The organism is Ochrobactrum sp. C6C9, assembly GCF_022627935.1.
GTDB classification, from domain to species: Bacteria; Pseudomonadota; Alphaproteobacteria; order Rhizobiales; family Rhizobiaceae; genus Brucella; species Brucella teleogrylli.
The window spans coordinates 46,483-68,325 of sequence record NZ_JABXGB010000005.1 but is presented as its reverse complement, the minus strand read 5'-3'; the positions used below and the strand labels follow the sequence as shown (position 1 = coordinate 68,325).

The window sequence follows — 21,843 nt, the reverse complement described above, 5'->3', positions numbered from 1 at the left end:
GTCAGTGGAGATTCGGCGTTATGGTGAGACGAAAATGCCGTTCTTCGAGAACCGGCGCGCAGCGTACTTAAAGGTACGTGAGCACCGGAAGCGCAGAAGAGCGGTATTTGCAGGCCACCAGAACCCGAATATCCGCTGACGTTTAAACTCTGACGAGCTGCTCCACTCTTTCCTCATTGCCGAAGAATTTGAGATAACGCGCCACTTCCTTCGGGTCGCCCGTCGCTTTCTGCGGATTGTCGGAAAGCTTGACCGCCGGATGACCATTGGCATCCGTGACCTTACAGACCAGCGAAATGGCATTCAGCCCTTCGATGCTCTTGGGCGCGCAACCCATGAAATCATTGGTGAGGTTTGTGCCCCAGCCGAAGCTCATGCGCACACGGCCTTCGAAATGGCGATAGGTGTCTTCGATCGTATCGACATCCAGCGCATCGGAGAAAATGAGCAGCTTTTCACGCGGGTCTTTTCCGCGTGATTTCCACCATTCGATGATGCGTTCGCCGCCTTCGACGGGCGGGGCGCTGTCGGGACGAAAACCCGTCCAGTCGGCAACCCAGTCCGGCGCATTGCGCAGGAAGGCCGCGGTGCCGAAAGCGTCCGGCAGAACAATCAGCAGATTGCCGCCATAATAACGGTTCCAGTCCTGCAACACGCGATAGGGCGCGCTGCGCAGTTCCTCGTCGGTCTTGGCGAGTGCGGCCAGCACCATCGGCAATTCATGCGCGTTGGTGCCGAGCGCTTCAAGGTCGGTATCCATCGCCAGAAGCACGTTGCTGGTGCCGGTAAAGGAATCGCCGATGCCCTCCTTCAGCGCCTCCACGCACCAGCGCTGCCACAGGAACGAATGTCGACGGCGGGTGCCGAAGTCGGAAATCTTCAGATCCGGCAGCAGGCGCAGCCGTTCCACCTTGCTCCACATCTTGGCTTTGGCGCGGGCATAGAGCACATCGAGCGAAAACGGCCCGAGGTTCTTCATCGCCGCGCGCGAACGCAGTTCGTTGATGATGGCAAGCGCTGGAATTTCCCACATCGATGTGTGAGACCACGGCCCGTGGAAATGCAGCTCGTACTGCCCGTCCTTGCGACGAAGCTCATATTCCGGCAGCTGGAAATCATGCAGCCATGCCAGGAATTCCGGCTGGAAAATCTGCTTGCGGCCATAGAAGGTGTTACCCGCCAGCCAGATCATTTCCTTTTTGGAGAAGCGCAGCGTGCGCGCATGATCAAGCTGCGCGCGCAGCTCGCCTTCTTCGATCTCGTCGGCGAGGCGCACAGAGGTCGTGCGATTGATGAGCGAGAAGGTCGCGTCCACCTTGGGATAGAGGCCCCAGATCATCTGGAGCATCAGAAGCTTGTAGAAATCCGTATCCAGCAGGCTGCGGATAATAGGATCGAGCTTCCAGGCATGGTTATAGACGCGGCGCGCGATATCAGTTCTGGCCATCACGGCCTCCAGCAAACAACAAGTATCCGATGGCACAAGGGCTAATTCTACTTAGCCTGAGTCGTGCAAAAGGCGGGTTTTCACCCGCCTTTTTAATCGGTTCACTTCTGTTTGGGAAGCTCTACCACAATTTCATGTTCGCCATCCGGCTTGATCGGCACGCCTTCGTCCGGTTTGCCGACCTTGCGGCCGTTGAACTTGATCGCCTTATCCTTAGCGCCAGCGACAACCTTGACCCGGTAGAGCGCCTCGCCGAAACGAAGCTCGGCTTCATAGCCGTCCCATTCCGGCGGCAATGCCGGATCAAGATGCAGCCTGTCTCCACGCTTTGTCACACCGAGGATGCCCTCGGTTGCCACGCGGTAGAACCAGCCTGCCGAACCCGTATACCAGGTCCAGCCGCCCTGCCCGCGACGCGGCTCGACGGAATAGATGTCTGCTGCGATCACATAAGGTTCAACACGGTAGGTGTCCGGGTTGCGGCCATGATTGACCGGGCTGATCAGCGAGAACAGACGCCAGGCTTCCGCTGTCTTTCCCATGCGGGCCAGCGCCAGAATGGCCCAGGTTGCGCCATGGGTGTACTGACCGCCGTTCTCGCGAACGCCGGGCGGATAGCCCTTGATGTAACCCGGCTCCTGCACGGTCTTGTCGAAAGGCGGCGTGAATAGGCGAAGCAGTTCGCCCTCCTCATCCAGCAGACGTTTTTGGAGCGAAGCCATCGCCTGTTCGGCGCGCTTTGGATCTGCCACACCGGACAACACGCTCCAGGATTGCGCGATGGCGTCGATCTGGCATTCGTCGCTGTCTTTCGAACCAAGCGGCGCGCCATTGTCGTAGAAGCCACGACGATACCATTCGCCATCCCAGCCGTCGCGGTCGAGCGCCGCCGTCAGGCTGTCCAGATGCGCTTTCCAGATATCAACGCGAACATTATCCTTGCGCGCTTCGGCAATCGGGATGAACTGGCGCAGCGTATAGGCCAGGAACCAGCCGAGCCACACGCTTTCGCCTTCGCCCTTCACACCGACAAGGTTCATGCCGTCGTTCCAGTCGCCGCCGAGGATCAGCGGCAGACCATGCTTGCCGGTGCGGTCGACCGCAAGGTCGAGCGCCAGCGCGCAATGCTCGTAAAGGCTCACCGTGTCCTTGGAGATTTCCGGCTCATAGAAGGCATCATGTTCGCCTTCTTCCAGCTTGCGTCCGACGAGGAATGGCAGCTTTTCATCGAGGATCGAGCGGTCGCCCGTGGTCTCGACATAAAGCGATGTGCCATAGCCGAGCCAGACCACATCGTCCGAGATCAGTGTGCGCACACCGGCACCTGTGGCGGGCAGCCACCAATGCTGGACATCGCCTTCCGGGAACTGGCGCGATGCGGCATTGAGGATCTGCGCGCGGGCGAGCGTCGGATCGACGAGCAGCAGCGACAGCGTGTCCTGCAACTGGTCGCGGAAGCCGAAGGCGCCGCTGGCCTGATAGAAAGCGGCACGCGCCCAGATACGGCAGGCAATCGCCTGATAAGGCAACCAGCCATTGACCAGAAGATCGAAGGCCGGATCAGGCGTCTTCACCTGCACGCGATTGAAGAGCGTTTCCCACTGGTTCTTCGCCGCCTGCAGCTTGTCCTCGAAAGACGCGGTGCGGGCGTCGGAAATCAGCTTTTTCGCCTGCACCTGATCGGCGGCATTGCCGAGCAGGAACACCAATTCGCGGCTTTCGCCAGGACCGACCTCGATGTCGAGCGCAAGCGCCGCGCACGGATCACGTCCGGCTTCCACCGTGTTGGAGAGCGCCCTGCCCGCGAGCACGACTTCCGGCCTGTCCACCGAACCGGTGGTGCCAATGAACTCGCTGCGATCAGCCGTCACCGATTGCGGCTTTTCAGTCGCTGCAAAGAAGGCGATCTGGCCCGATTTGTCGGGATGATACGGGTTGCCCGCAAAGAGCGCACCCAGTTCATCATCATGCGACGGCACGATGAACGGCACGTTCTTGGCGCGGGCATTGCCCAGCACCCATTCGACGTAACCATAGGCGCGCAGCTTGCGCTTGGAGCGACCCTTGTTGGTCACCGTCAGGCGCGACAGGCGCACCGGCTTGTCGGCATCGACAATATGGGTCAGTTCCAGCGCCAGTTCGCCATGCTGTGCGGCGAAAGTGCTGTAGCCATGGCTGTGGCGGGCTTCGTAAGTCACCGCCTCGTCGCGCAGCACATTCGACGTTGGCGCGAAGGTGCGGCCCGTTTCGCGGTCGAGGATATAGATCGCCTCGCCCGGACGGTTGGTGACCGGATCGTTGGCCCATGGGGTCAATTGATAGTCGCGGCTGTTGCCAGCCCAGGTGAAGGCCGAACCTTCCGCCGAGACATGGAAACCGAAGGACGGATTGGCGATGACATTGATCCACGGATGGGGCGTGTTGGTGAGGCCATTGACCCGCACCACATAGCTGCCATCCTCCGCAAAACCGCCATAACCGTTCCAGAACTGGAGATCGTCGCCCGACGGAGCCGGACGATTGGTGACCTTCGGCTTGACGACCGGACGGCGTTCTTCCGTACCGCCGACGCCACGTTCGATGGCGACAGGCGCAAGTCCGGCAGCACCGAGACCCTGTGCCGCCGCCTGACCATTGGTCGCCGACTTGGCATCGCGGGCGGCGAGATCGACGGTGATTTCCTCACTGCGGCGCAGCTGTTCGGCCAGCGAACCGTTCTGCGCGTGCATGACGATACGGGCAGAAGCCAGGAGCGTGTTGTAGCTTTCGTCGCTCATCTGGTCGCGGCGCACCGCGAAGATATGCGGCTGCCCGCCGCCACGGGCGCGGAAACCTTCCACGATCCAGTCGATGGCGCGCTGCGTATCCTGCGCATAGGAGAAGGCGCGTTCGTTGACCGCCACCACATCGACGGTGAGGCCCTTCGAGCGCCAATATTCCTGCGCGCGCAACACGCCGCGCAGCACTTCGAGATCGGCTTCGTTGTCGATCCGCAATGCGAAGATCGGATAATCGCCGGAAATCGACATCGGCCACAGATCGGACTGTTTGCCGAGACCGCTGGCGATGGTTTCCGGCGGCTGGCGCAAGGTCCGCTCGGGATAGAGCAGATAGGCCGCGACCTTCTGGTAATCGGCAGCTTCCGCCGGCTTGATACCAATATGGTAGAGCTGCACCTGCGAGCTGGTCCAGGACAGCGAATATTCGCGGGCAAAGCTTTCCGGATGGCGATGCATCGCCACGGCATGTTCCACCGCATCGCGGCTGCCACCGGCGAAGGTCCAGAAAACGAGGCTCACCTTCTTGTGTGCCGGTACGCGGACACGGGTGCGCACCGATGCAATCGGATCGAGCACGCAGCCCTGGCTGCCGCTAAATTTCGCACCCGGCTCGAAGGCAATCGCATCACGCAGGCTGCGGCCACGACCGATGAAGGCGCGGCGGTCGGTTTCGACCTCGGTTTCACGCACAGCGCCAGTCAGATCGGTGACGAAATGCGCAACATGGATATCCGGGTCGGACGGCGCGCGCTTGCGGCGCGTGGCATAGATGGTCGAACCGTTATCGGCGATTTCGGTTTCGACGAACATCTTGGCAAAGGCCGGATGGGCGGCATCGCTGTCCTTGTCGGTCAGCACCAGTTCCTCATAGGACGTGACTTCGATGATGCGGTCACGCGCCGAGGTGTTGATGATGTCGAGCCTGCGGCCCTCACCGTCATATTCCGACGAGACGATCACTTCCATGACCGTCTTGATATCGCCGGCGGTCTTGTAGAATTCCGCCTTGTCTTCGGTGAAGACGGTCTTGGTTTCTTCTTCCGGGTTGCGCACCGGCTCGCCGGTCGCCGACCACCAATAGCCGCTTTCCATGTCCCGCAGGAACAGGAAGGAACCCTGAAGGTCTTCCGACGCATCGGCGTGGAAACGGGTGATATCCCAATTGTGCCAGCGGCTGTAGCCGGAACCATTGGCCGTGACCATCAGCGCATATTGGCCGTTCGACATCATATGCGTGGTGCGCGGCGCCTTGAACGGCTTGTCGATGATGCGCATCGGTGCATCGTCGAAACCGCCCGAATCCACGCGCATCGGATTTTCTGTCTTGGCGTAAATCATCGGGATTTCGCGCGGCGCCTTTTCCTGCAACAGGAGTTCGGCGGCTTCGATCACCGGATCGGAGTGGAAACGCTCGCGCATGCGGCCTTCGAAGATCACATTGTTGACCGCGATGATCGCCATACCATGATGGTGGGCATAATAGTTCTTCACGACCGCGCAGGTTTCGCCTTCGCGAACACGCGACGGGGTGAAGTCCACGGAATCGTGGAAGCCATAGCGGCCCAGCGCGCCAAGCTTGGCCAGACGCTTGAGGTTGGCGACGGCAGCCGCTGGCTGATATTGCGACGCAAGCAGGCTCGCATAAGGCGCGATAACCGCATTGCGCGACAGGCCGCGCTGCAAGCCCAGATTAGGCACGCCGAAGTTGGAATACTGGTAGTTCATATGCGCGTCACGCGCATTGAACGCCGCTTCGGAAATACCCCATGGCAGACCGCGCGAGGTCGCATAGTCGATCTGACGTTGCACCACGAGTTTGTTGGTCTGGTCGAGCAACGAACCGAGCGGCTCGGACATGACCAGCGGCGGCATCAGATATTCGAACATCGAGCCGGACCAGGAGAGCAGAGCGCCCTTCCAGCCCACCGGCACCAGTAGACGGCCCAGCTTGAACCAATGCTCGACCGGCACGTCGCCCTTGGCGATGGCGAAGAGGCTCGCCAGACGGGCTTCGGAAGCCAGAAGATCGTAGCAGCTTTCGTCCAGTTCGTTTTCCTGCACGCGGAAACCGATCGACAGAAGGCGACGTTCCTTCCGCTCAAGGAAGCCGAACTGCATATCGAAGGCCAGCTGACGCGAACGGGTTGCGAGATCGCGCAGGCGCTCGCGCAGCGCGTCGGTGTCGCGTTCGCCCATGGCGTCATCGGTGTGCGCCTGGCAGGTATCGACCAGAATACGCGCCCATTCCTTGGCCTCGGCGCTGGCGGGCGTCTCGATCTCGCTGTCGAGTTCTTCCATCAGACGCACGATATCATTGGCGAAAAGCGACAGGTTGATCGTGCGGAAGGATGCCGTTTCCGGCTCTTCCTTGATGGTGCGCACGGCGCGGCGGAAATTGGCGATACGCTCTTCCAGACGGCGGCGCAGCGGACGCAGGATGCGGCGGTCGTCCGGGATACTCGCGATGGTTTCCTCAAGGATGTCGTTGACATCGAGGATACCGTCGAGGTCGCCCTGCACATAGACGGATGGCGCTTCGGCCCATTCTTCGAGCGCCGAAGACAATGTCACCAGATGGCCGGCGAGATTGCCGCTATCCACCGCCGAAACATAAAGCGGGCGCATCGGCGTCAGCGTGTTGGTCTCATACCAGTTGTAGAGATGGCCCTGATACTTCTCCATCTTCTCCAGCGTATTGACGGTCGCCTCGACACGCTCCACCGTTTCGTCGAAGCCAATCCAGCCGAAATCGCGGGCTGCGACAATCGACAGAAGATAGACGCCGATATTGGTCGGAGAGGTACGCTGCGCCAGCACCGGCAGCGGGTCTTCCTGGAAGTTATCCGGCGGCAGATGATGGTTTTCATCATTCGCGAATTCGGCAAAATAACGCCAGGTTCGGCGCGCATAACGGCGCAGATCAGACTTGTCGGATGACAGAACTTCGAGCGTGTCCTGCGGCTTGGCCGAACGGCTGACCAGCCAAGCGATCAGCGGCGAGACGAACCAGATCACCGCAAAGGGAGCTGCGATAAGCGCGGCGTGGCTTTCGGCTGCGAGAGGCACGAACATCGCCAGACCAGCAATGGCCATGGCTGGCCACATGAGCTGGAAATAGAACAGCAGCGTGTCCGGTGAGGTCTTGGCCTGCGCCGCTGTGCGCCATTCCAGAAGGTTGCGGCGCGAAACGAACAGACGATAGACCGTGCGCGCAATGGCATCGGCCATCAGAAAGGCCGAATGCGCGATGAAGGTGGTGCGCAGCGCCACATCCGCCGTGCCCAGTGCAATATCGGTCAGCACCGATTGCGCATGGCCCTTCAGCGAATAATCCATATTCACCGGGATCAGATTGGTGACGATGCCGAAAGTCGGCGCGACGAACATGCTGACGATCAGGAAGCCCTGCCAGACGGCAGCAACGCCAAGCGGCAGCACGCTCCAGCCGATTACGGCGGCAAGCAACCACAAGATCGGGTTCAGCGAACGGCGCAGATTGTCCACCATCTTCCAACGCGTCGTGGCGCTGACGCCGCGATTGGTGGAAAACAGCCATGGCAGAAGCTGCCAGTCGCCACGCGCCCAGCGATGGTGGCGCGACACATCGACATTATAGCCGGTCGGATAATCTTCCACGACTTCAACATCGCTGACGAGTGCAGCGCGGGCATAGCCGCCTTCGAGAAGATCGTGGCTGAGAAGCGTGTTTTCCGGCACGCGATCCTTCAGCGCCGCCTCAAAGGCGTCGATGTCGTAAAGACCCTTACCGGTAAATGTGCCCTCGCCCAGCAGATCCTGATAAGTATCGGAAACCGCGAAGACGTAAGGATCGATACCGCGATTGACCGAGAAGACGCGTTGCAGGAACGATGCCTCGTCGCCCGTCGTCAGCGACGGCGTCACGCGCGGCTGCAAAATGCCATAACCGCGAACAACCTTGCCGGTCTTTTCATCGATGACCGGACGGTTCAGCGGATGGCTGAGTTTGCCAGCAAGATTGGTGACGGATTCCGGCGTCAGACGCGTATCGGCGTCCAGCGTCATCACATATTTGATTTCCTTCGGCAGACGCTCATCCGGCGGGAAGAAGCTCGTATCCTGATCGCCGCGCAGAAGCAGGTTCAGCTCGTGCAGCTTGCCGCGCTTGCGCTCCCAACCCATCCAGCAATTCTGCTTGTCGTTGAACAGGCGACGGCGATGCATGAGGAAGAAGCGCGGCTGGTCGCCGCCCGTATAATGCTCGTTGAGCTTGGCGATTTCCTCACGCGCATAGTCATAGATTTCCATGTCCGCAGGCTTGATTTCCTGCTTCGCATCCACCCAGTCGCTGACCAGCGCGAAATAAATCTCGCCGCGCGGATTGGTGAGATAATGGACTTCCAGATTGCGGATCTGCTCGTCGATGGAATCACGCGAGGTGATGAAGGTCGGCACCGCGACAAGCGTGCGCGCTTCTTCAGGCAAGCCTTCCTTATATTCGAATCCGATCAGGCGCGTCGGCTGCACGAACCACGGCACCAGCGCATTGAACAGCGAATAGGAGGCATCCATCGCCGGGAAGATCGCCAGCAGCGTGAACAGCAGGCGCAGATCGGTCGAAAGACCGGCACGGCTCATGCAGTAATTGACGAGCAGCAGAATCAGGATCGTGAAGATCGCCGTCGGGATGAATAGCCCAAGAAGTCCAAGCCCGCGATAAAAGCGCAGCGCCTTGACGCCGAACGGCGCCTTGTAGCCACAGACTTTCTCAAGATCGCTGCGACCGTCGCCCGACAGATAATAGGCGATGGAGCCCTTGCCTTCGGCTTCCGGATGACCGGCCTGCTCGGCACGCTGGCCTTCCTCGGCAAGCTTGAGCGCTGCCCAGGTGATATCGATTTCGCTCATATCCGAATAGCGGGCGAGCTTTTCAATCGTCACGCGATAGGCATTGCGCGAGCGGAAATCCAAGAGTTCGAAATCGCTGTGGTCGCGCAGGATCGCATCGACCTCGTTGACCGTTTCGAACCAGGTTTCCCAATCCACGTCGTCGATGGATTTCAGGCTGCGAATGACGTTGCCCATCGTCACGCCGCCAGTGGACTGGCGTGCATGTTCCTCGACGATGGCGTCTTCCGGGTTGCTGCCTTCCTGTTCCAGAATCCGTTCGAGCCAGCTTGCCGCCGCCGTCGTGTCGGTGGAGGCGGAACGCAGACGATAGAGAAGATGCGTGGCGAAAGTGCTGTCGCGGGCGGCCTGCGCATATTGCGCCAGAACCGCATCGAGTTCCGCGCCGTCGGCAGCGACCACGATGCGGTCGGCCGCCGTATTGGCGAGATTGCGCATCAGGCGCGCACGATCGACACGCAGAGCCAGACGGCGCGCATTTTCGATCAGGAAATAGCGCACGGCAGAGGGCAGCGCCCACAATTCACCGATCTTCAGCGGCTCGACTTCCTGAAAGCCCTTTACGATGGCCGTCAGGGTTTTGAGCGAGAAATTGCTGTCCGTATGGGCGACATAAAGCCAGGCCAGCGCGAAAATGCGCGGCATGCCTTCGACAGCCTTGTAAGGCGGCAACTGGCGAATGAATCGGCGCGGCAGATCGCGGCGTGCCTGCTGGACATTCTTGTCGATCTGATAATGGTTATCGAGCAACCATTGCGCGGCAGGCGTAATCGTCTCACCGGCACGCGACGCGGCGTCGGACGCGCGATAGGCATGCAGGATCAGCTTGCCGTTTTCGGACAGGCGCTGATCGAACGGAAACGCCAGATAGCCCGGCAGCGGAATGTCTTCCCCGCGGGCAACGGTGCTCGCCAGAACGCGCAGCTCATCTTCCGTCTTGTAAAGCGCGCGGATCGGCGATGGCTGTTCCGGCGGAATCTGATCAGAACCGCCCTGCCCAGTGGATTTCGGCTCCATCGGACTATTCGTTTTGGGCGGCTTTGACGATTTATTCTCGGTTGAGGTTGAATGGGAGTGCGACGAAGACGATTCCGGCATCTGCCTTAACAGCCTTTCCGAAGGGATGAGTTATCTGCGGCGGTGGATACTAAATTCATTTCAATTCAATGTAGGGAAACGACAGTATCCGTAATCGGTTCCCTGCATGTCGCCCGCATTTGGCCAAAATGCGACGGCGGATTGTGCTGATATTCAAACCGTTTAAATCGCAACGCACAATTCTTTCCCGGTAGTAATGTTGCGTTATGGATCAACTCGTTGAATACAACCCTAACATATTGAATTTATAAAAAATACCACCCTGGGTACGGTCGCAGCCATTTTAACGCGCGCCGCCATTCTCGTCCAGAACGGCAAAAAAAGCGGCCTCCGCGCGAGAATCATCGTGCGGAGGCCGCTTTTAGTCTGCTTAGCCAGTCAAAAACCGCGATTCAGGCACCAATCTTCGCCGAAGTTTCACTCGAAGCCTTTTCCGGTCCGCCTGCCGGAAACAGCTTCCAGTAGCGCGGACGAAACGCGATGCGGCTTTTCTCCGCAGCCGGGTGTTCGGCAGGAATTTCGATTTCGATGCGCTCACGCGCGCCGCCCACTTCAAGCTCCACCCGGCGCTTACCGCCGGAGCGTCGGCTTGCCACAACCGTGCCTGCGATGCAGCCGCCGCAACCGTCGAGCAGTTCCACATCATGCGGGCGGAAATAGAGCTGCGCCTCGCCCTCTGCCGCGCCCTCGGCGGTGAGGCCGATATTGCGATCCGTCAGCCAGACCTCGCCATTTTCGACCCGGACCGGAAGCGTGCTGGACTCGCCGATAAATCCATAGACGAAAGGCGAGTTCGGATTGTCATAGATCTCATCGGGCGTGCCGAGCTGTTCGATCCGTCCCTGGCTCATGACCACCACGCGGTCGGCGAGTTCGAGCGCTTCGTCCTGATCATGCGTGACGAAAACGGTCGTATGGCCGGTCTTGTCGTGAATTTCACGCAGCCAGCGGCGCAATTCCTTGCGCACAAGCGCATCGAGCGCGCCAAAAGGCTCATCGAGCAGCAGAACCTTCGGCTCGATGGCCATGGCGCGGGCAAGCGCGACGCGCTGGCGCTGACCACCGGAAAGCTGGGCGGGATAACGCTTTTCCAGCCCCTGCAACTGCACCAGATCGAGCAATTCCAGCGCACGGCGACGGATTTCGCTGGTGGCAGGACGGGTCGAACCGGGGCGCACTTTCAGGCCAAAACCGATATTGTCCGCGACCGTCATATGCCGGAACAGCGCATAATGCTGAAACACAAAACCAACATTGCGCTCCTGCACGCTCTTCTGCGAGGCGTCTTCCTCACCGAAGAAAATCGTGCCTTCCGTCGGTCTTTCCAGCCCGGCGATCAGACGCAGCAGCGTCGTCTTGCCCGAACCGGACGGGCCGAGCAGCGCGATCAGTTCGCCAGACCGGATATCCAGGGACACATTATGCAAAGCCGGAAAACGGGCAAACTCCTTACGCACGTCGGCAACACGAACTTCCATTCCCTATCCTTCCCCTGCCGCTTCGCGGCCATTTATCCTTGAAGCCGCGCCCGGTTTCAACCACCCGGGTCAGCTTTCCAAATTGCCTTCAGTGCCCGTTGCTGCCCGCCAGCTCATCGCTATAGCGCAGCTCCAGGATTGTCTTGATCGCCAGCGTCAGAAGCGCAAGCAGAGCCAGAAGCGAAGCCACCGCAAATGCTGCAACGAAATTATACTCGTTATAGAGGATTTCCACGTGCAAAGGCATCGTATTGGTGAGACCGCGAATGCGGCCCGATACCACGGATACCGCCCCGAACTCACCCATGGCGCGGGCATTACAGAGCAGAACGCCATAGAGAAGGCCCCATTTGATATTCGGCAGCGTGACATAGCGAAATGTCTGCCAGCCATTGGCGCCAAGTGAAATCGCCGCTTCTTCGTCGCCGGTTCCCTGCTCCTGCATCAGCGGGATCAGCTCGCGCGCCACGAAGGGAAAAGTGACGAAGACCGTCGCCAGAACGATGCCGGGCACCGCGAAGAGTATCTGGATCCCGTGCTGCTCCAGCCATGGCCCAAGCAGGCTGTGACTGGAAAACAGCAGCACGAAGACCAGACCGGAAATCACCGGCGACACCGAAAACGGCAGGTCGATCAGCGTGGTCAGCAGCGCCTTGCCCTTGAACTCGAACTTGGCGATGGCCCATGCAGCGGCAACGCCGAAAACCAGATTGAGTGGCACGGCGATGGCCGCGACCGTCAAGGTGAGCTTGATCGCCGACCAGGCGTCCGGCTCCAGCAAGGCTTCGAGATATTCGGTCGGGCCTTTGCGGAACGCTTCCACAAAAACCGCAATCACCGGCAGGATCAGAAAGAGTGCCAGAAACGCCAGCGCCAGCGCAATCAGGATGATGCGCGTGGTCCGGCTTTCCGTCACGGCGCTACGGCTGGCGCGGCCAGTGCGGCTGGCGCGGCCAGTGCCTGTTGTTTCATTCGCCATAGCCGTATTTCTTTCTTGATCGCGCCTGAATGAGATTGATGAACAAGAGCATCGCGAAGGAAAGCACCAGCATGATGGTGGCGAGCGCCGTCGCACCGGCGTAATCATATTCCTCCAGCTTGACGACGATCAGCAGTGGCGCGATTTCCGACACATAGGGCGTGTTGCCCGCAATAAAGATGACCGAGCCATATTCACCCACGCCGCGTGCGAAGGCGAGCGCAAAGCCCGTCAGGATCGCAGGCTGAAGGCTGGGCAGAAGCACCCGCCAGATGGTCTGGAAACGCGTGGCACCGAGAGTCGCCGCAGCCTCTTCGACCTCACGGCTGATTTCTTCCATGATCGGCTGCACCGTGCGCACCACGAAAGGAAGGCCGATGAAGATCAGCGCGACCACGATACCGATGCGCGTAAAGGCGATGCGGATGCCGAAGGGCGCAAACAGGCTGCCGATCCAGCCATTCGGTGCATAGATGGCGGCCAGCGCAATACCGGCAACCGCTGTCGGCAGCGCAAAGGGAATATCGACAATGGCATCGATGAAACGGCGGCCCGGAAAGCGATAGCGGGTCAGAACCCAGGCCAGAATAACGCCGAACACGACATTGACCAGCGCGGCGATGAATGCCGTTCCAAAGCTTGTTTCCAGCGATTTCAACGTGCGTTGATCGGTGATCAGCCGCCAGAAGCCCGAGAAACCGATCTCGCTGGAGCGCAGCACCAGGGCCGCCAGCGGAATGAGAATGAGAAGGGTCAGATAGGCAACACTGAAACCGAACGTCAGTCCGAAACCTGGAATGACGCTCGGCTTGCGAAAGTGCGACCCTGCTCTGGCCCGTGCAGGGAGCGAAGACATGCTGTTGTTTTGTTCCCTTTTTCAGTGGCTGCAAATATCAGCTTCGGCTCTGACCGGCTGACTGTGCTTTTGTCTGCGCCTTATTTGCCCGGCTTGTAGATCTGGTCGAACGTACCGCCGTCACCGAAATGGTAAGGCTGCGCCTTGGCCCAACCGCCGAAAATCGGATCGTCGATGGTTACCAGCGTCAGGTCTGGAAGCTTGCGCTGCTGGTCAGCCGGGATGAGGTCCGGCTTCGACGGACGGTAGAAATGCTTGGCTGCGATAGCCTGACCTTCCGGCGAATAGAGATATTCGAGATAGGCCTGCGCCAGCTTGGTGGTGCCGTTCTCCTCGGCGTTCTTGTCAACGACCGCGACCGGGGGTTCAGCCAGGATCGACTGCGGCGGCACGACGATGTCGAACGCATCTTCGCCGAATTCGGCCACGGAAAGATAGGCTTCGTTTTCCCAGGCCAGCAGCACATCGCCGAGCTGACGCTGCACGAAGCTGGTCGTCGCGCCGCGTGCGCCAGTATCAAGCACCGGCACGTGACGGAACAGGTCAGCGATGTAATCCTTGATCTTCTGTTCGTCGCCGCCATACTGCTTGTAGGCCCAGGCCCAGGCGGCAAGATAGTTCCAGCGCGCGCCGCCGGATGTCTTCGGGTTCGGCGTGATGACTTCCACACCATCCTTCACCAGATCACCCCAGTCCTTGATGGCCTTGGGGTTGCCCTTGCGCACCAGAAAAACGATCGTGGATGTATAAGGCGACGAATTGTTCGGAAGGCGCTTGCGCCATTCCTTGTCGATCTTGCCGGTGCGCGACGCTATCGCGTCGATATCGCTTTCGAGCGCCAGCGTGACCACATCAGCCTTGACGCCGTCGATCACCGAACGGGCCTGCGCGCCCGAACCGCCATGCGATGCGCGGATGGTGACGGTTTCGCCGGTTTCCTTCTTCCAATGCGCCGCAAAGGCCGCATTGTAATCCTTGTAGAGCTCACGCGTCGGATCATAGGACACGTTCAGAAGCGTCTGATCCGCGTGGCTCGCCTGAACGGTTCCGGCCAGCGAGGCCGCTGCCACCAATGCCGCCAAAGTGAGCGAAAGTCTCGATAATTTCACGACCGCCTCCATTGTTTCCTTTGGGCCCCCCACGGGTATCCCTCGTAGCCATTGGTCAGGACAGTATCAGAGGTCTTTGACGACAGGATGCCACAACCTCACCGAAATTTAAAACCGCTTCGAAAAATCTGCTCACTTTTGGGGTTATTTCGGGGATATTTTTTCCAGCGCCCTATCAAAACGCGTCGGGCGGTAGCATCATAAACTCAATGGGCAGGCGCGAGAACTGCCGAAGGCGCAGCGCTGCCCAACGCAAGCGGTGGCTGTTTCGGCTCATTCCATCCCATGTAGTTATAGAACTCATAGCGCCAGACGCCTATCGCTTCATGCAGGGCCAAATCGGTCACCAGAAAAGAAAGTCCCGCCGAAGACATATTGGTATGCGCCGCCGTCAAAAAACCGGCTGCGACCGGCTCGGGCTTCACGCCGAAATGCGCCAGATAGAGCAAGTCACGCTTGATGATCGGCGCTGCCTGCAGCAGCACGATCTTCGCGGGCTTGATCGCACGCAGGATTGCTGCGGTGTTTTTGGCGTTCTGCCAAGTATTCCGGCTCTTTTCGTCCAACAGGATGGAAGCGGGATCAATACCGGCCTTCACCAATTGCCCGGCGATCGATGCCGCCTCGGTCACACCGGTCCCGGCCACATCTGCGCCGCTGACGATGAATGTGCACTTCAGGGCGCTCTCGATACAGTGATGGTTCATGCCCACGGCAGCAAGGATCGGCCCATAGGAAAAGGCGAGCGGTTCGACCACTTTTTCACCGCGTTCCATGACGGTCTGCGTGCCCATGCCGAAGACGATAAAGGCGGTGTTGTCTTCAAGCGAGGATTGCAGCGTCGATGAATAGGACGACTGCAGGCGGTTCATCAGATAATCGGGCAGGATGGCCGACGCGATTGCGCCATACAGAACGATGCCAACGGCAATCGAAACAAAGCCAAGCTTGCGGCATTTGAAATACCAAAGCAGCAACCCGACAACAATAAATGCAATGGTCAGATTAAGTGTCATATCCGGAAAACCGATTATTATTATAAGTTTAGCAATAATTGATGTATTGAGAGACCACACATCGCCCCCAGCTGGCAATCCCAATTATTTCGGAATATTGAACGAGCGCAATGAAAGAATGCCGCGCGCTGTAATCTTTGACGCAAAGATTATCAGTTATTTATAAATACAGCGATTTTATTGAATCACGGCACCAGATAGTGCTTGTCCCACTGGTCGGCGGGGACTTCGTCGCCAATATCATATTGAAAAGACGTTATATTGATGTGTTCATCATCCGTCTTGCAGGTAAAGGCGAGCTTGTACCAGTGCTCGCGGCTGCGGAAGGCAGCACCGTCTGCCGCAATGGAATTCTTCTTCGTCACCGGATCGGAAAAAGCATAGGCCAGCACCTTATCGACCGAAAATTTATTCTGTTCGCGGGTAATCCGCTCCATGGCCTCGACATCGCAGCGCTGTTCCAGACGGGTTACCGGATCGAGCTTTTCGAGCTGCGCTTTCTCGGACGCATTCATCGCGGAAGCAGGCGATGCCATCGAAACCAGGGAAACAAGGCAAGCGAGGGCAAAGGCCGGGGACAAAACAGACATAAACTTCATGAGACTTTCGGATACTCCTCGAAATGCATCGATATATGTCGAAAATTGTTCCCGATGCGAAGCGCGGGACTATAACAGCGATTTGGGACGCAAAGCCGATCATCACCTGAAATTGATATATTACCAGAGCAATTATGACCCAATGCTCTTTTTGACCACAGCTTTTGGCCGGGCCGTCAGTCGGGTTTCGAACAGGATTTGCAGCGATTGATAAGCCCTCATTCCGCAATGGCTCTTGATTTCGCCAGCCCGACCGTGTTTGAAACCTCGAACGCCGCCATCGATGCGAAAGGTAGAGACATGAAGCCCGTATTCCTGCAACTGCAGTGCGCTCCCGGCAAAACCTATGAGGTTGCCGACACTCTCTTTCAGCGCGAGATTGTGTCCGAGCTTTATTCGACCAGCGGTGAATTCGACCTGCTGGCGAAAATCTATATCGCCGAGGGCGACGATATCGGCAAGTTCATCAACGACAATGTGCTCAATATCCCGCATATCGTGCGGTCCCTGACAACGCTGACTTTCACGGCATTCTGATTATCGGCTAATTACCTTCTGGAGCACCCTTCCGGCGGTAAAGATTTGATTCACCATAAGTGAATTATCATGCGGCGAAGGGAACTACCTTCTGTGTTCGCGCATTTTCTGTATGGAAGCGCGGGCCTCGCTCAGTGGGCTCCCGCAGAGGTGAAAGACAGTGATGAACGATCTTGAACAGCGACGCATACTGGTTGTGGAGGACGAAATTTTCGTCGCTCTCGACGTTGCCGCGACTGTGGAAGACGCGAACGGAACGGTTGTCGGTCCGGTCGGCACTGTCCGGCAGGCCATGGATCTCATTAATCGCAATGAAGTCGATGCCGCCATCCTCGATGTCAATCTGATTGACGGCAATGTGGAACCTATCCTGGACCGGCTGAAAAGCCGCAACACATTCGTCGTCATCCATACCGGCGGCGGGCTGCCCGCCGAGCTTGCGGCGCGCTATCCTGAAGTGCCGGTCTTTCAGAAGCCGATCCCGCCCACCATACTGACCCGCACGCTGGCAACCGCCCTTTCAGCCGGCGCGGTGCGCTGAGACCGATGCGGCGGGCGTTCCCAGATTTTGCGACTGTCCTGAAAGAAACCGAGGCGAATTCCGGTCAGGAAGAGGCCGGTCGCCGGTCGCAGATCAATCTTGCATCGGCGTTCTTTTCGGCAAGGTTGGGCGATAGTGCCGCACCCTCACGCCCGGAAATCGATCTTGCGCCGCTTTTCGATGTTGAGGAAAAGTCGGCCGAGAGCGGCCAGCGAGAGACCGAACGGCAAGCAATCGCTGAGCGCATGCAAAACCAGTCGCGCGACGCGATACGGCAAGAGTTGAACCTTCGCCCCGGCCTGACGCGCGCTGAGCTTCAACGCCTGCGTCGCTCCTTTGCCGCGAGCAATCATCCAGACCGCCTGCCACAAGAGTTTCGCGCCGATGCGGAACAGCGTATGAAGATGGCAAATGCCCTTCTCGACACAGCCATGGGGACAGCAGCAAATTGAGTTCAAGCAATTTCGTTACGTTTTGAGCTCAAATTCTTTTGCATTATAACAAGAACCTGCTAGATTGAGGTCAATTGCGCCTGCGAAAGCCTGCGCACGAGAGAACCCCTTTCGTTGTCCGTAAACCGGCAAATGGTCCCGCTTCTGGCAATATGGGGCAATTTGCGCTTTGCCTGCTGCGGGTGGTTCTGTCATACCGCATTATAAAGTTAGAATAATTCCTAAAAGGTCAGAAAATGCCTCCTTATCGTTCGCGAACAACCACCCACGGCCGCAATATGGCGGGTGCGCGCGGCCTATGGCGCGCCACCGGCATGAAGGATGAGGATTTCGGCAAGCCGATTATTGCTGTGGTGAACTCGTTCACACAGTTCGTGCCGGGCCACGTTCACCTCAAGGATCTCGGCCAGCTCGTCGCGCGCGAAATCGAAAGTGCTGGCGGCGTGGCCAAGGAATTCAACACCATCGCGGTCGATGACGGTATCGCCATGGGCCATGACGGCATGCTCTATTCGCTGCCATCGCGCGAACTCATCGCCGACTCGGTCGAATATATGGTCAATGCCCATTGCGCCGATGCGATGGTCTGCATTTCCAACTGCGACAAGATCACCCCCGGCATGCTGATGGCGGCACTTCGCCTGAATATCCCGGTCGTGTTCGTTTCGGGCGGACCGATGGAAGCCGGCAAGGTCGTCTGGGACGACCAGATCAAGAAGCTCGACCTGGTTGACGCCATGGTCGCCGCTGCCGACGATCACTATACCGACGAGCAGGTCAAGACGATTGAACGCTCCGCCTGCCCGACCTGCGGTTCGTGCTCGGGCATGTTCACCGCAAACTCGATGAACTGCCTCACCGAAGCGCTTGGCCTGTCACTGCCGGGCAACGGCTCGACGCTCGCAACCCATGCCGACCGCAAGCGCCTCTTCGTAGAAGCCGGCCATCTAGTCGTCGATCTCGCCCGCCGTTATTACGAGCAGGACGATGAAAGCGTGCTGCCGCGCTCGATTGCAAGCTTCCCGGCGTTTGAAAACGCCATGACGCTCGACATCGCCATGGGCGGTTCGACCAATACGGTTCTGCATCTTCTCGCCGCCGCGCAGGAAGCCGAAATCGATTTCACCATGGCCGATATCGACCGCCTGTCGCGCCGCGTGCCGGTGCTTTGCAAGGTCGCCCCTGCCAACAATACGGTTCACATGGAAGATGTGCACCGTGCGGGCGGCATCATGGGCATTCTCGGCCAGCTCGACAAAGCGGGCCTGATCAATACCGATCTGCCGACCGTGCACAGTCAGACGGTTGCCAAGGCGCTGGATCATTGGGACGTGACCCGTACCAACAGCGAAATGGTGCACAAGTTCTATTCGGCGGCACCGGGAGGCGTGCCGACGCAGGTGGCATTCAGCCAGGAGCGCCGCTTTGATAGCGTCGATACCGACCGCGAAAAGGGCGTTATCCGCTCCAAGGAACACGCGTTTAGTCAGGATGGCGGTCTGGCCGTGCTTTACGGCAATCTGGCGGAAGACGGCTGCATCGTGAAAACGGCAGGCGTGGATGATTCCATCCTGAAATTCTCCGGTCCGGCTCGCATCTTCGAAAGCCAGGATACGGCGGTACTCGGCATTTTGAACGGCAAGATCAAGGCTGGCGATATCGTGCTGATCCGCTATGAAGGCCCACGCGGCGGCCCCGGCATGCAGGAAATGCTCTATCCGACCAGCTATCTGAAGTCGAAAGGCCTCGGCAAAGCCTGCGCGCTGATTACCGACGGTCGTTTCTCGGGCGGCTCGTCGGGCCTCTCCATCGGCCATGTTTCACCGGAAGCAGCCGAAGGCGGCACGATCGGTCTGGTGCGCGAAGGCGATATCATCGATATCGACATTCCGAACCGCAAGATCCACCTCGCCGTGGACGATGCGACGCTGGCCGAACGCCGCGCAGAGCAGGAAGCAACAGGCTGGAAGCCAGCCGAAGAGCGCAAGCGCAAGATTTCCACCGCGCTGAAGGCCTATGCTTCCATGGCAACCAGCGCCGCCAAGGGTGCGGTGCGGAAATTGCCGGATTGATTGGATTGATCAAAAGAAAAGCAAAAGCCCCGCAAACGCGGGGCTTTTTCATAATCTGCTCGTTGTAAACCCGTTGCTTCGCCCCCCTCATCCTGAGGAGGGGCCCTGAGCTTGCGAAGGGAACCGTCTCGAAGGGCTGAGGGGAGATGTGCGTTTTTCCCTCAGCCCTTCGATCCTTCGACAAGCTCAGGGTGATGCGCTGTTTTCAACAGCTCCTCAGGATGAGGGAAAAGAGCAGCGCAGCAACGTCCATAAACCACGACGTTGTAAGGTCGATGATTATTGAAAGGCCTTTTCCACCGCAGGCATCAGATCATCCCGCACCGACTCCGGCGTGAACGGGCCGACATGCTTGTAAATGATCTTGCCATCGGGGCCGACGAGGAAGGTTTCCGGCACGCCGTAGACGCCCCATTCGATGGCTGACCGACCGGCACGGTCGGCACCGACAGCGGCAAAGGGATTGCCGAGATCGCCCAGAAAGCGGCGGGCGTTTTCGGGCTGGTCCTTGTAGTTAAGGCCCACCAGACGGATGCGGCTGTCCCTGGCGATTTCCATCAGGAGCGGATGCTCCTGACGGCAGGGAACGCACCACGATCCCCAGACATTCACCAGTGTCAGCTTGCCCCCCGGACCCGTTTTGAAATCTTCGCTGTTGAGGCCCGGCACCGGAACGCCATCGCGCATCAGGCCTTCGACCGCCGGGAGATTGGTTTGCGGCGCTTGCTTGCCGATCAAAGCAGATGGAATAGCGGAACTGTCCTTGCCGGACAAAAGCTGCACGGCAAAGACGGCTGCAAGCCCCACAAACACCAGCAATGGAAGCAGCGCTACCCATGTGGCGCGCTTTTTCGGCGCGGCGTGCTTTTGCGTCGTTTCCGTCATTGAACCGGCGCCTTTGATGAGCGGCGGCGCCCGCCCTGCGCCTCAAGCCGCTTTAGTTCGTTTTTCTGGATACGCTGATCGATAAATATCCAGCCAACGGTCAGGATAAGCGCCGCGATGGTGATGCCATAAGCGGCCATGACGAAGCCTAGATGATTGCTCATACCGCGCCCTCCTCCTGCATTTGTTTGCCGCGTTTGCGATCAGCGTTGCGGGCGGCCAGTTTCTTCATCGAAGCCACGCGGCGACGCCAGATTTCGTTGCGCATCGCCATCATATGCAGCGCAAGGAACAGCAGCGTGAAGCCAATCGCCATCACGAACAATGGTCGCAACATGGAGCCATCGATGGTCGGCCCGCCTATGCGGAAAACAGAAGCTGGCTGGTGCAGCGTGTTCCACCAGTCGACCGAGAATTTGATGATCGGGATGTTGATGAAGCCCACCAGCGTCAGCACCGCCACCGGCTTGGCACTCTTGGCCGGATCGGCGAAGGCGCGCGATAGCGCGATGATACCGAGATACATCAGGAACAGCACGAAAACCGAGGTCAGGCGTGCATCCCACACCCACCACGTGCCCCACATGGGCTTACCCCAGAGCGAACCCGTGGCAAGCGCCAAAGCCGTGAACACCGCGCCCAGTGGCGCTGCGGCCCGGATCGAGACATCAGCCAGCGGATGCCGCCAGACCAGTGTGCCGAGAGCCGACACTGCCATGATCGAGTAACACATCATGGAAAGCCATGCGAAAGGCACATGGATATACATGATGCGGACTGTGAGGCCCTGCTGGTAATCGTCCGGCGACAGGAAAACCATACCGAGACCGGCGGCAAGGAACAGAACGGCAAGCCCCGCCAGCCACGGCAAAACCTTGCCCGCAAAAGCGAGGAAGCGTGTGGGATTGGCCATATCGAGCCAGCTTGCGGTTTTCACGGCGTCTTTCGTCATGACCTATACTTAACCTCCCCCCTTATGCCGTTCAATTGACCGCGCTCAACTGCGTCAATCGGTCGAGCATGATCCGATTCCGATCGTAGCGGGATCAGAAAACAGTCCAGTGGACTGTTTTCCCCGCGAAGGCGGTTCCCACTTTTCGGGATCAT

General features: G+C 58.8%; 15 protein-coding genes. 4 read left to right on the top strand and 11 right to left on the bottom strand.

The window, feature by feature from the left end; all coding sequences use genetic code 11:
- Positions 1 to 142 precede the first annotated feature (142 nt).
- The 8 genes from pncB to HWD97_RS05310 all read right to left on the bottom strand — a co-directional run bounded on the left by pncB (position 143) and on the right by HWD97_RS05310 (position 16,249).
- Complete coding sequence (pncB, locus tag HWD97_RS05345) at positions 143 to 1,447, bottom strand: nicotinate phosphoribosyltransferase (protein WP_121537068.1); 1,305 nt, start codon at positions 1,445 to 1,447, stop codon at positions 143 to 145.
- A 101-nt stretch (positions 1,448 to 1,548) separates the two neighbouring features.
- Positions 1,549 to 10,131, bottom strand: coding sequence for a GH36-type glycosyl hydrolase domain-containing protein (locus HWD97_RS05340; protein WP_371830793.1), 8,583 nt, complete (start codon positions 10,129 to 10,131; stop codon positions 1,549 to 1,551).
- 473 nt (positions 10,132 to 10,604) lie between these two features.
- Entirely contained in the window at positions 10,605 to 11,690 is a 1,086-nt protein-coding gene (locus HWD97_RS05335; protein ID WP_121537064.1) for a sulfate/molybdate ABC transporter ATP-binding protein, read from the bottom strand.
- Between the two features lie 88 nt (positions 11,691 to 11,778).
- Positions 11,779 to 12,669, bottom strand: coding sequence for a sulfate ABC transporter permease subunit CysW (cysW, locus tag HWD97_RS05330; RefSeq protein WP_109368143.1), 891 nt, complete (start codon positions 12,667 to 12,669; stop codon positions 11,779 to 11,781).
- Positions 12,659 to 13,525, bottom strand: coding sequence for a sulfate ABC transporter permease subunit CysT (cysT, locus tag HWD97_RS05325; protein ID WP_109368142.1), 867 nt, complete (start codon positions 13,523 to 13,525; stop codon positions 12,659 to 12,661). Before cysT ends, cysW begins: the two co-directional genes overlap by 11 nt.
- A gap of 80 nt (positions 13,526 to 13,605) precedes the next feature.
- The gene (locus HWD97_RS05320) at positions 13,606 to 14,634 is read right to left on the bottom strand and encodes a sulfate ABC transporter substrate-binding protein (protein WP_121537440.1); all 1,029 of its coding nucleotides are present in this window, start codon (positions 14,632 to 14,634) and stop codon (positions 13,606 to 13,608) included.
- 206 nt (positions 14,635 to 14,840) lie between these two features.
- Positions 14,841 to 15,650, bottom strand: a complete 810-nt coding sequence (locus tag HWD97_RS05315; RefSeq protein WP_121537060.1) for a YdcF family protein — start codon at positions 15,648 to 15,650, stop codon at positions 14,841 to 14,843.
- Positions 15,651 to 15,835: 185 nt separating this feature from the next.
- Positions 15,836 to 16,249: a DUF930 domain-containing protein gene (locus HWD97_RS05310; protein WP_371834856.1), complete on the bottom strand. Its 414-nt coding sequence runs from the start codon at positions 16,247 to 16,249 to the stop codon at positions 15,836 to 15,838.
- Between the two features lie 300 nt (positions 16,250 to 16,549).
- On the opposite strand from HWD97_RS05310, the gene HWD97_RS05305 reads away from it, so the two are divergent.
- From HWD97_RS05305 to ilvD, 4 genes are all read left to right on the top strand, one after another.
- A complete protein-coding gene (locus HWD97_RS05305; RefSeq protein WP_109370141.1) occupies positions 16,550 to 16,786 on the top strand; it encodes an Lrp/AsnC ligand binding domain-containing protein in 237 nt (78 codons plus the stop codon).
- Between the two features lie 163 nt (positions 16,787 to 16,949).
- The gene (locus HWD97_RS05300; RefSeq protein ID WP_109368140.1) at positions 16,950 to 17,327 is read left to right on the top strand and encodes a response regulator; all 378 of its coding nucleotides are present in this window, start codon (positions 16,950 to 16,952) and stop codon (positions 17,325 to 17,327) included.
- A gap of 5 nt (positions 17,328 to 17,332) precedes the next feature.
- A complete protein-coding gene (locus HWD97_RS05295) occupies positions 17,333 to 17,779 on the top strand; it encodes a hypothetical protein (protein WP_121537058.1) in 447 nt (148 codons plus the stop codon).
- Positions 17,780 to 18,015: 236 nt separating this feature from the next.
- Complete coding sequence (ilvD, locus tag HWD97_RS05290) at positions 18,016 to 19,851, top strand: dihydroxy-acid dehydratase (protein ID WP_121537056.1); 1,836 nt, start codon at positions 18,016 to 18,018, stop codon at positions 19,849 to 19,851.
- Between the two features lie 279 nt (positions 19,852 to 20,130).
- On the opposite strand, the gene HWD97_RS05285 is transcribed toward ilvD, so the two are convergent.
- The 3 genes from HWD97_RS05285 to HWD97_RS05275 are packed head-to-tail and all read right to left on the bottom strand — an operon-like array spanning position 20,131 to position 21,688.
- Positions 20,131 to 20,736 (bottom strand): DsbE family thiol:disulfide interchange protein, encoded by a 606-nt coding sequence (locus tag HWD97_RS05285; RefSeq protein ID WP_121537054.1) that lies wholly within the window; start codon positions 20,734 to 20,736, stop codon positions 20,131 to 20,133.
- The gene (gene ccmD, locus HWD97_RS05280) at positions 20,733 to 20,900 is read right to left on the bottom strand and encodes a heme exporter protein CcmD (protein ID WP_371834855.1); all 168 of its coding nucleotides are present in this window, start codon (positions 20,898 to 20,900) and stop codon (positions 20,733 to 20,735) included. The genes HWD97_RS05285 and ccmD overlap by 4 nt, the downstream gene beginning before the upstream one ends.
- Positions 20,897 to 21,688, bottom strand: coding sequence for a heme ABC transporter permease (locus HWD97_RS05275; protein WP_121537050.1), 792 nt, complete (start codon positions 21,686 to 21,688; stop codon positions 20,897 to 20,899). Before HWD97_RS05275 ends, ccmD begins: the two co-directional genes overlap by 4 nt.
- Positions 21,689 to 21,843: the final 155 nt, after the last annotated feature.

Bases quoted from the DNA above. Each gene is read 5' to 3' on its own strand.
- pncB (WP_121537068.1), bottom strand. From the start codon at position 1,447: ATGGCCAGAACTGATATCGCGCGCCGCGTCTATAACCATGCCTGGAAG.
- HWD97_RS05340 (WP_371830793.1), bottom strand. From the start codon at position 10,131: ATGGAGCCGAAATCCACTGGGCAGGGCGGTTCTGATCAGATTCCGCCG.
- HWD97_RS05335 (WP_121537064.1), bottom strand. From the start codon at position 11,690: ATGGAAGTTCGTGTTGCCGACGTGCGTAAGGAGTTTGCCCGTTTTCCG.
- cysW (WP_109368143.1), bottom strand. From the start codon at position 12,669: ATGGCGAATGAAACAACAGGCACTGGCCGCGCCAGCCGCACTGGCCGC.
- cysT (WP_109368142.1), bottom strand. From the start codon at position 13,525: ATGTCTTCGCTCCCTGCACGGGCCAGAGCAGGGTCGCACTTTCGCAAG.
- HWD97_RS05315 (WP_121537060.1), bottom strand. From the start codon at position 15,650: ATGACACTTAATCTGACCATTGCATTTATTGTTGTCGGGTTGCTGCTT.
- HWD97_RS05310 (WP_371834856.1), bottom strand. From the start codon at position 16,249: ATGAAGTTTATGTCTGTTTTGTCCCCGGCCTTTGCCCTCGCTTGCCTT.
- HWD97_RS05305 (WP_109370141.1), top strand. From the start codon at position 16,550: ATGAAGCCCGTATTCCTGCAACTGCAGTGCGCTCCCGGCAAAACCTAT.
- HWD97_RS05300 (WP_109368140.1), top strand. From the start codon at position 16,950: ATGAACGATCTTGAACAGCGACGCATACTGGTTGTGGAGGACGAAATT.
- HWD97_RS05295 (WP_121537058.1), top strand. From the start codon at position 17,333: ATGCGGCGGGCGTTCCCAGATTTTGCGACTGTCCTGAAAGAAACCGAG.
- ilvD (WP_121537056.1), top strand. From the start codon at position 18,016: ATGCCTCCTTATCGTTCGCGAACAACCACCCACGGCCGCAATATGGCG.
- HWD97_RS05285 (WP_121537054.1), bottom strand. From the start codon at position 20,736: ATGACGGAAACGACGCAAAAGCACGCCGCGCCGAAAAAGCGCGCCACA.
- ccmD (WP_371834855.1), bottom strand. From the start codon at position 20,900: ATGAGCAATCATCTAGGCTTCGTCATGGCCGCTTATGGCATCACCATC.
- HWD97_RS05275 (WP_121537050.1), bottom strand. From the start codon at position 21,688: ATGACGAAAGACGCCGTGAAAACCGCAAGCTGGCTCGATATGGCCAAT.